Below are 7616 nucleotides of genomic sequence, written 5' to 3'. Positions count from 1 at the left end.
GTGCACCCCGCCGGCGCCGTCGACCCGGCGGAGGGCCGGGCGCACGCCGCACCGGGCCTCTGGACGCTGGCCGTCGGCTCGGTCGGCGTGGTCTACGGCGACATCGGCACCAGCCCGCTCTACGCCTTCCGCGAGGCGCTGGTGCCGGCCCGCTACGACAACATCCTGCTGGCGGAGGAGGTGCTCGGCACCGCCTCGCTGATCCTGTGGGCGCTGTTCCTGATCGTGACGGTGAAGTACGTCGCGATCCTGCTGCGCATGGACAACAACGGCGAGGGCGGCATCCTCTCGCTGATGGCGCTGGCGCGGAAGGCGCTCGGCGGATCGCGGATCGTGTTCGCGCTGGGCCTGCTCGGTGCGGCGCTGTTCTACGGCGATGCGGTGATCACCCCGGCGATCTCGGTGCTGTCGGCGGTGGAGGGGCTGAAGCTCGTCACCCCGGCCTTCGAGGGCTCGGTGCTGCCGATCACCGTGGCGATCATCCTCGCGCTGTTCCTGGTGCAGAGCCGCGGCACCAGCAAGGTCGCGGCCTTCTTCGGGCCGGTGATGGTGCTGTGGTTCCTGGCGCTGGCGCTCGCCGCGGTGCCGCACATCGTCGGAAACCTCACCGTCTTCAAGGCGCTGAACCCGTGGTACGCCGTGCATTACCTGCTCGGCCACGGCACCGGCGCCCTCGTCGCCCTCGGCGCGGTCTTCCTCGCCGTCACCGGCGCGGAGGCGCTGTTCGCCGACCTCGGCCATTTCGGCCGGCGGCCGATCCAGATCGCGTGGCTCGGCCTCGTCTTCCCGTCGCTGGCCCTGAACTATCTCGGCCAGGCGGCCCTGGTGCTGGAAAAGCCCGAGACCACCGATCCGTTCTTCCAGCTGTTTCCCGAATGGGCGCTGCTGCCGATGGTGATCCTGGCGACGCTCGCCACCGTCACCGCGAGCCAGGCGGTCATCACCGGGGCGTTCTCCCTGTCCCGGCAGGCGATCCAGCTCGGCCTGCTGCCGCGGCTCGAGATCCGCCACACCTCCGAATCGCATTCGGGGCAGATCTTCCTGCCGCAGATCAACGGCCTGCTGATGATCGGCGTCGTGGTGCTGGCGGTGGTGTTCCGCTCGTCCTCGGCTCTGGCCTCGGCCTACGGCATCGCGGTCACCGGCACGATGCTGCTCACCGCGAGCATGACCTTCCTCGTGGTCTGGCGGCTGTGGCACTGGTCGCCCGTGGCGGCCGCCGCCCTGATGCTGCCGTTCATCGTGATCGAGTTTCTGTTCCTGCTCTCGAACCTGCTCAAGGTGTTCGAGGGCGGCTACGTGCCGCTGCTGCTCGCCGCCGGCCTGATCGTGCTGATGTGGACCTGGGTGCGGGGCGTCACGATCCTGTTCAACAAGACCCGCAAGACCGACGTGCCGATCCTCGAGCTCGTCGGCATGCTGGAGAAGAGCCCGCCGCACCACGTGCGCGGCACCGCGGTGTTCCTGACGAGCGATCCCGAGATCGCGCCGGCGGCCCTCCTGCACAACCTCAAGCACAACAAGGTGCTGCACGAGAAGAACGTCATCCTCACGGTCGAGACCGTCGACACCCCCCGCGCCAACGGGCCGGACCGGGTGCGGCTGGAGCCGATCGGGCCGGGCTTCTACAAGGTCGTGATGAAGTTCGGCTACATGGAGACGCCGAACATCCCAAAAACCCTCGTGCTGCTGCGCAAGGAGGGCTTCAAGTTCGACATCATGGCGACGTCGTTCTTCCTGTCGCGCCGCTCGATCCGCCCGGCCGCCCATTCCGGGATGCCGCTGTGGCAGGACCGGATCTTCATCACGCTCGCCAAGAACGCCAACGACGCGACGGACTTCTTCCAGATCCCCACGGGCCGGGTCGTGGAGGTGGGGACGCAGGTCACGGTCTGAGGCGCCCCACTTCCAGGCCAGCCGGGATGGCGGCGCGCATCGTCGCTCGATGTCACAGGCGTTCGACGGGCACGCCCGCGGCCGCACCCGCCTCTGCGGGGCGCGTGTCGAGGGTCGCGAGCGTCAGGCCGGCATCGGCGGCGATCGCCCGATGAAGCGCATCTCCAGCGCGAAAGCCGGGATGGGTCTGGTCCGCGAAGCGTGCCGCCGTCCGAAACGTCCTCTCGTCGATCGGCAGCATCACGAGCGACGTAGCCGTCAGGCGCGTGAACGCCGACGGGGCCACCGAACGATGCTGCGAATCGATCGTGCCCGTGCGGAACTTGATCGAGAGCGGTGCCGAGAACTCGGTGGCGACCCAGGCACTGATGGCGAGGTCCCCGCCTGCCCAGGCGGTGGGCCAAGCCCGCATCCGGGCGGTTTCCCGCTCCTCGGTCTACGCCGCGACCGAGACCGACGTATCGAGATACGGCATCAGTACCGTTCGTCGTCCCGCATCGCGCGCACAAACGTCGCGGCACCCTCCGGCTGCAGCGGCATCGCGGCGGTGACGGCCCTGAGGGTCGCGATATCGATCGGCCGCTTCGGTCCCGGCATGGCACTGTGCCGTGCCACCTCGCGCCCGAGACGCGTGACGACAGCGGCTTCGCCGGCGACCACTCGGTCGATGAGCGCGCTGAGTCGCGCCTTTGCCTCTGCCAAGCTCACCGTTTCCATCGCCCTCAATGCCCATCGAGCTGGTCATCGTAGGTGGCGGATCGGGATTCGGCTATCCGCCCGTTCCCTCCTATGTGTGCGTGCGCCAACGCACACGGCATGCCCCAGGCGCCGGGCTCGGGCCGCGTGCGGTCGTTTGCCCGCGTTGCACCGCGCAGCAGGCATGCCGTAGATTGAATTCATTCTGAGAACGACATGCGGACCCGGGGGGCGTCGCGGCACGGGAGGCCTTCGCGTCGCCCGGGCCGTCGCGCCGTCCCGGTGCGATCCGCATTCACACAGGACGTTTGCGAATGATCAAACTGACGGTGAACGGAGCGCCACGCAGCTTCGACGGCGACCCCGACATGCCGCTGCTGTGGTACCTGCGCGACGAGCTCGGCCTGGTCGGCACCAAGTTCGGCTGCGGCCAGTCGCTGTGCGGCGCCTGCACGATCCACCTCGGCGGCACCGCGACCCGCTCCTGCACCACCCCGATCTCGGCCGCGGCCGACCAGGAGGTGACGACCATCGAGGGGCTTTCCCCCGACGGCAACCATCCGGTGCAGGTGGCCTGGCGCGACCTCAACGTGGCGCAGTGCGGCTACTGCCAGTGCGGCCAGATCATGCAGGCGGCCTCGCTCCTGAAGGATACGCCGAAGCCGACCGACGCGCAGATCGACGAGCAGATGAGCGGCAACATCTGCCGCTGCGGCACCTACCCGCGCATCCGCGCCGCGATCCACCAGGCCGCCGGTCAGGCGCCCGCCAGCAAGGGAGAGCGCCTGTGATCCATGACGCAAAGATGATCGCCGACCTCGCCGCCGAGGCGCCGACCCGGCCAACCCTGATCGCCAACGTCAGCCGCCGCGCCATCCTCGGCGGGCTCGGCGCCTTCGTGCTTGCGGTGAACCTGCGCGACACCGCCAAGGCCGAGACCAAGGCCCAGGAGCCGGCGAAGTTCGGCGCCGACGGCATGCCGCACGGCTGGCGCGACGACCCGAAGATCTTCGTGGCGATCGCCGCCGACGGCCGCGTGACCGTGACCAACCACCGCTCCGACATGGGCCAGGGCGTGCGCACCTCGGTCGCCTTCGTCGTCGCCGACGAGCTGGAGGCCGAATGGTCGAAGGTCGGCGTGGTGCAGGCCTGGGGCGACGAGGAGCGCTTTGGCAACCAGGACACGGACGGCTCGCGCAGCTTGCGCCACTTCTTCCAGCACTTCCGCCACGCGGGCGCGGCGGCCAAGCTGATGCTGATCCAGGCGGCGGCCAAGCAGTGGAACGTGCCGGCCTCCGAGGTGACGGCCGAGAACCACGTGCTGACGCATGCCAAGTCGAAGCGCACGCTCGGCTACGGCGACGTCGCGGCGATCGCGGCGGAGCTGCCCGTGCCGGCCCGCGAGAGCGTGGTGCTGAAGGACCCCAAGGCCTTCCGCTACATCGGCAAGGGCCAGATCGGCATCATCGACAACCGCGACATCACCACCGGCAAGGCGGTCTACGGCCTCGACACGAAGCGCGAGGGCATGCTGTACGCGCTGGTCGCGCGCCCGGCGGTCTACGGCGGCAAGGTCGTGAGCTTCGACGATACAGAGACCCGGAAGGTCCCCGGCGTCGTGAAGGTGTTCAAGATCGACGGCGGCGAGATCCCCTCGGAGTTCATGCCGCTCGGCGGCGTCGCGGTCGTGGCCAAGAACACCTGGGCGGCGATGAAGGGCCGCGAGGCGCTGAAGATCGTCTGGGACGACGGCCCGAACGCCGGCTACGACACCGACGCGTTCCGCACCGAGCTCGAGAAGGCGGCGCGCGCGCCCGGCAAGGTCGTGCGCAACCAGGGCGACGTCGACGGGGCGATGGCCAAGGCCAAGACCAAGCTGACGGCCGACTACTTCGTGCCCCACCTCGTCCAGGCTCCGATGGAGCCGCCGGCGGCGGTGGCGCAGGTGAAGGACGGCGCGTGCGAGGCCTGGGCCTGCACGCAAGGGCCGCAGGCGGCGCACGACCGGCTGGTCAAGGCGCTGGGGCTTCCCGCCGACAAGGTTCGGGTGAACGTGACGCTGCTCGGCGGCGGCTTCGGCCGCAAGTCGAAGCCCGACTACGTGGTCGAGGCCGCGCTCTGCTCGCGCGAGGTCGGCGGCGCGCCGGTGAAGCTCACCTGGACCCGTGAGGACGACATCCACCACGGCTACTATCACACCATCTCGGCCGAGCACCTCGAAGCGGGCCTGGACGACAAGGGCATGCCGGTGGCCTGGCTCCACCGCTCGGCGGCGCCTACGATCGGCTCGATCTTCGCGCCCGATCCGAAGCACGAGCTGCCGTTCGAGCTCGGCATGGGCCTGGTCAACACGCCGTTCGCGGTGCCGAACATCCGGCTGGAGAACCCGGAGGCGGCCGCCCACGTGCGGATCGGCTGGTTCCGCTCGGTCTCGAACATCCCGCACGCCTTCGCGATCCAATCGTTCGTCGCCGAGCTGGCGCACGCGGCGGGGCGCGACGCGAAGGACTACCTGCTCGACCTGATCGGCCCGGCGCGCAAGATCGATCCCACCTCGATCGGCGATGTCTGGAACCACGGCGAGGATCCCAAGCTGTACCCGATCGACACCGGGCGCCTGCGCCGGGTGATCGAGACGGCGGCCGGTGGCGCCGGCTGGGGCCGCAAGCTCGAGAAGGGCCGGGGCCTCGGGATCGCGGGGCATTACAGCTTCGTCACCCACACCGCGGTCGCGGCGGAGGTCGAAGTCGACCCGAAGGGCGGCGTGAAGGTCGTCGCGGTCGACATCGCGATCGATTGCGGGCCGCAGGTGAACCCGGAGCGCATCCGCTCGCAGATGGAAGGCGCCGTGGTGATGGGGATGGGCCTCGCGCTCACCTCCGAGATCACCTTCAAGAACGGCCGGGCGCAGCAGAACAACTTCGACGGCTACGAGATCATCCGGATCGATGCCGCGCCGAAGGTGATCCGCGTGCACCTCGTCAACTCGGGCACCTGGGACGGGCCGCTCGGCGGCGTCGGCGAGCCCGGCGTTCCGCCGGTGGCGCCGGCGATCGCCAACGCGGTGTTCGCGGCCACCGGCCGCCGCGTGCGGCAGCTGCCGATCCGCGATCAGCTCAGCGCCTGAGCCAAGGAAGCCGCGCCGCCCGCCGGCGCGGCGACGGACCGGACGACCGAGGGGCCCCTCTTCCACCGGAAGAGCGGGCCCCTCGGCGTTTTGCGAAAAGCTCCGTGTCCGAGGCTTCTATTTTCCGCGACGTCGCGTTTCGGCGGAGCCTTGCCGGTGGATGCCGCGTTTCCGTCACGGAGCCACCGGGATCGTCCTGTCGGTCCCTCTCGGCTCCCAACCACCGGAGATCTCATTCGATGACGCGTCCTGCGTACCTCGCCACCCTGCTCGCCGTGTCCGCGCTCGCGGCGCCCGGCCTGATCGGGCCGGTTTCGGCCTCGCCCTGCTCGGATCGGATCGCCGGGCTGGAGAAGCGGGTGAAGGCGGAGTCGACCGAGGCGATCTCGGCCTCGACCAGCGGCCAGGGCGCCGCGGCCAAGCGCGGCGGCGAGGGCGTGACCGGCACGGAAGGCAACGCGCCCGGCCAGTCGCCGCAGGCTCCGCCGGAGAAGTCGGCCGAGGCCGGAAAGGGAGGCGACGCCGCCCAGCAGGCCAAGGTGGCGCTCGACGAGGCCCGCACCGCCGACGGCAAGGGCGACGCCAAGGCCTGCGAGGCGGCGTTGACCCGCGCCGAGGCGCAGCTCAAGGCGGCGCCGTAAGCACGAGCCTCCGCCGTCGTCCGTCGGATGCGGGGGCCGGTGGAGGCTCGGTTGGGTTCGCGCGCCGGATCGGAAGGACCCATGTGGGGCGGAGCCGGTCGGGCGCGGACGTGCGGCGGGCTGAAAAAAACCGTTTGCGGCGACGACGCCGGCGGCGGTGAAACGGTTTGCGAAACGGTCGGTCGCGGCGAAACGATCGTGGGTCGGGGGCGGAGACCGTGTCCTCGCCCCGCGGAGGCTTCGTCAGGCCATCGCGTCGAAGGCTAAGCGGGCGGAGGCGGCGCCGAGGGCGTGCGCGTTGCCGTTGAGCCCGGCGCAGAGGTCGTCGATCTCGGCGACGTCGAGGGCCTCGCCGGTCTCGGCGGCGATGGCGTCGATGAGGTGATCCTGGCGGGGGTCGAACGGATGCCCCTGCATCCGGTAGAACTGGTAATAGCGCAGGGCCGCCAGGACGGTGTCGCGCTCGCGGGCCGTGACCGTGAAGTTCTGCATGGGCTTTTGGCTCCCGTGTGGCTTCATCGAACGCCGGTACGTGCCGCGGCAACCGCACCAAGCTTGTCCATTGTACGCACAGCGCCGTGAGCGTCCATGTCTTGACACGGCGATCCTGCGTGATTCGGCCGAGAAAGTCCGATTGCGCGCAAGCGGATATTGAGTTTCCGAACGCAATTCCCGTGGTTTTTCAAACCTGTGCGGTCGCAGCCTGCGTTATTCTGCAGGTGTTCCTGCGCCATTGCATCGGATCACGATGTGAGAGCGGCGAGGAAGGCCGGCACCGTCTCGCTGGCCGGGCCGTAGCGGGCCTCGTCGAACGCGTCCGCGTTGTCGGAGGGCTCGGCGTTGAGCTCGCAGGTCGGGATGTTCCGCGCCTGCGCCAGCCGCACGTAGCCGGCCGCCGGGTAGACCGCCCCCGAGGTGCCGATCGCGACGAACAGGTCCGCGGCCGACAGCGCCGCCTGGATCGCGTCGAGGTGGTGGGGCATCTCGCCGAACCACACCACGTCGGGCCGCGACGTGCCGACCGCCGAGCATAGCGGGCAGGCATCGGCGACGTCGAGGTCGCCGGGACAGGGAAAGGTGCCGGCGCAGGCGGTGCAGCGGCCCTTCAGCAGCTCGCCATGCATGTGGACGACGGCACGCGAGCCCGCCCGCTCGTGCAGGTCGTCGACGTTCTGAGTGCACAGGAACAGCCGCCCGCCGCGCTCCGCCAGCGCCGCCTCGGCCTGCGCGAGCGCGACGTGGGCCGGGTTCGGCGC

8 protein-coding genes are annotated in these 7616 nt (G+C 70.0%); 4 read left to right on the top strand and 4 right to left on the bottom strand.

What is annotated here, in order from left to right; translation table 11 throughout:
• Positions 1-1896: a potassium transporter Kup gene (locus FV230_RS21390; protein ID WP_246694946.1), complete on the top strand. Its 1896-nt coding sequence runs from the start codon at positions 1-3 to the stop codon at positions 1894-1896.
• A gap of 52 nt (positions 1897-1948) precedes the next feature.
• Here FV230_RS21390 and FV230_RS21385 read toward each other — a convergent pair whose 3' ends face one another.
• Both FV230_RS21385 and FV230_RS21380 read right to left on the bottom strand, forming a co-directional pair.
• Positions 1949-2308, bottom strand: coding sequence for a type II toxin-antitoxin system VapC family toxin (locus FV230_RS21385; protein ID WP_147843832.1), 360 nt, complete (start codon positions 2306-2308; stop codon positions 1949-1951).
• Between the two features lie 62 nt (positions 2309-2370).
• Entirely contained in the window at positions 2371-2613 is a 243-nt protein-coding gene (locus FV230_RS21380) for a type II toxin-antitoxin system prevent-host-death family antitoxin (RefSeq protein ID WP_147843831.1), read from the bottom strand.
• A gap of 293 nt (positions 2614-2906) precedes the next feature.
• Between FV230_RS21380 and FV230_RS21375 the strand changes: the two genes are divergently transcribed.
• The 3 genes from FV230_RS21375 to FV230_RS21365 all read left to right on the top strand — a co-directional run bounded on the left by FV230_RS21375 (position 2907) and on the right by FV230_RS21365 (position 6360).
• Positions 2907-3383 carry a (2Fe-2S)-binding protein gene (locus FV230_RS21375; protein WP_147728433.1) on the top strand — a complete coding sequence of 159 codons (477 nt, stop codon included), beginning with the start codon at positions 2907-2909 and terminating at the stop codon, positions 3381-3383.
• Positions 3380-5719 carry a xanthine dehydrogenase family protein molybdopterin-binding subunit gene (locus FV230_RS21370; RefSeq protein ID WP_147843830.1) on the top strand — a complete coding sequence of 780 codons (2340 nt, stop codon included), beginning with the start codon at positions 3380-3382 and terminating at the stop codon, positions 5717-5719. The genes FV230_RS21375 and FV230_RS21370 overlap by 4 nt, the downstream gene beginning before the upstream one ends.
• Positions 5720-5958: 239 nt before the next feature.
• A complete protein-coding gene (locus FV230_RS21365) occupies positions 5959-6360 on the top strand; it encodes a hypothetical protein (RefSeq protein WP_147843829.1) in 402 nt (133 codons plus the stop codon).
• Positions 6361-6603: 243 nt separating this feature from the next.
• Here FV230_RS21365 and FV230_RS21360 read toward each other — a convergent pair whose 3' ends face one another.
• On the bottom strand, positions 6604-6852 hold the full coding sequence (locus FV230_RS21360; RefSeq protein WP_147843828.1) for a hypothetical protein: 249 nt from the start codon (positions 6850-6852) through the stop codon (positions 6604-6606).
• 251 nt (positions 6853-7103) lie between these two features.
• The coding region (locus tag FV230_RS21355) for a Sir2 family NAD-dependent protein deacetylase (RefSeq protein ID WP_147843827.1) at positions 7104-7616 on the bottom strand (513 nt) is incomplete at its 5' end.

Origin of the sequence: Methylobacterium sp. WL6 (assembly GCF_008040095.1) — a bacterium.
Classification (GTDB): Bacteria; Pseudomonadota; Alphaproteobacteria; order Rhizobiales; family Beijerinckiaceae; genus Methylobacterium.
The sequence above is the reverse complement of the archived record's forward strand: the minus strand, read 5'-3'. Positions and strand labels throughout refer to the sequence as shown.

Excerpts from the sequence above, each read along its gene's own strand:
- FV230_RS21365 (WP_147843829.1), top strand. The coding sequence starts at position 5,959 with ATGACGCGTCCTGCGTACCTCGCCACCCTGCTCGCCGTGTCCGCGCTC.
- FV230_RS21385 (WP_147843832.1), bottom strand. The coding sequence starts at position 2,308 with ATGCGGGCTTGGCCCACCGCCTGGGCAGGCGGGGACCTCGCCATCAGT.
- FV230_RS21360 (WP_147843828.1), bottom strand. The coding sequence starts at position 6,852 with ATGCAGAACTTCACGGTCACGGCCCGCGAGCGCGACACCGTCCTGGCG.
- FV230_RS21380 (WP_147843831.1), bottom strand. The coding sequence starts at position 2,613 with ATGGAAACGGTGAGCTTGGCAGAGGCAAAGGCGCGACTCAGCGCGCTC.
- FV230_RS21375 (WP_147728433.1), top strand. The coding sequence starts at position 2,907 with ATGATCAAACTGACGGTGAACGGAGCGCCACGCAGCTTCGACGGCGAC.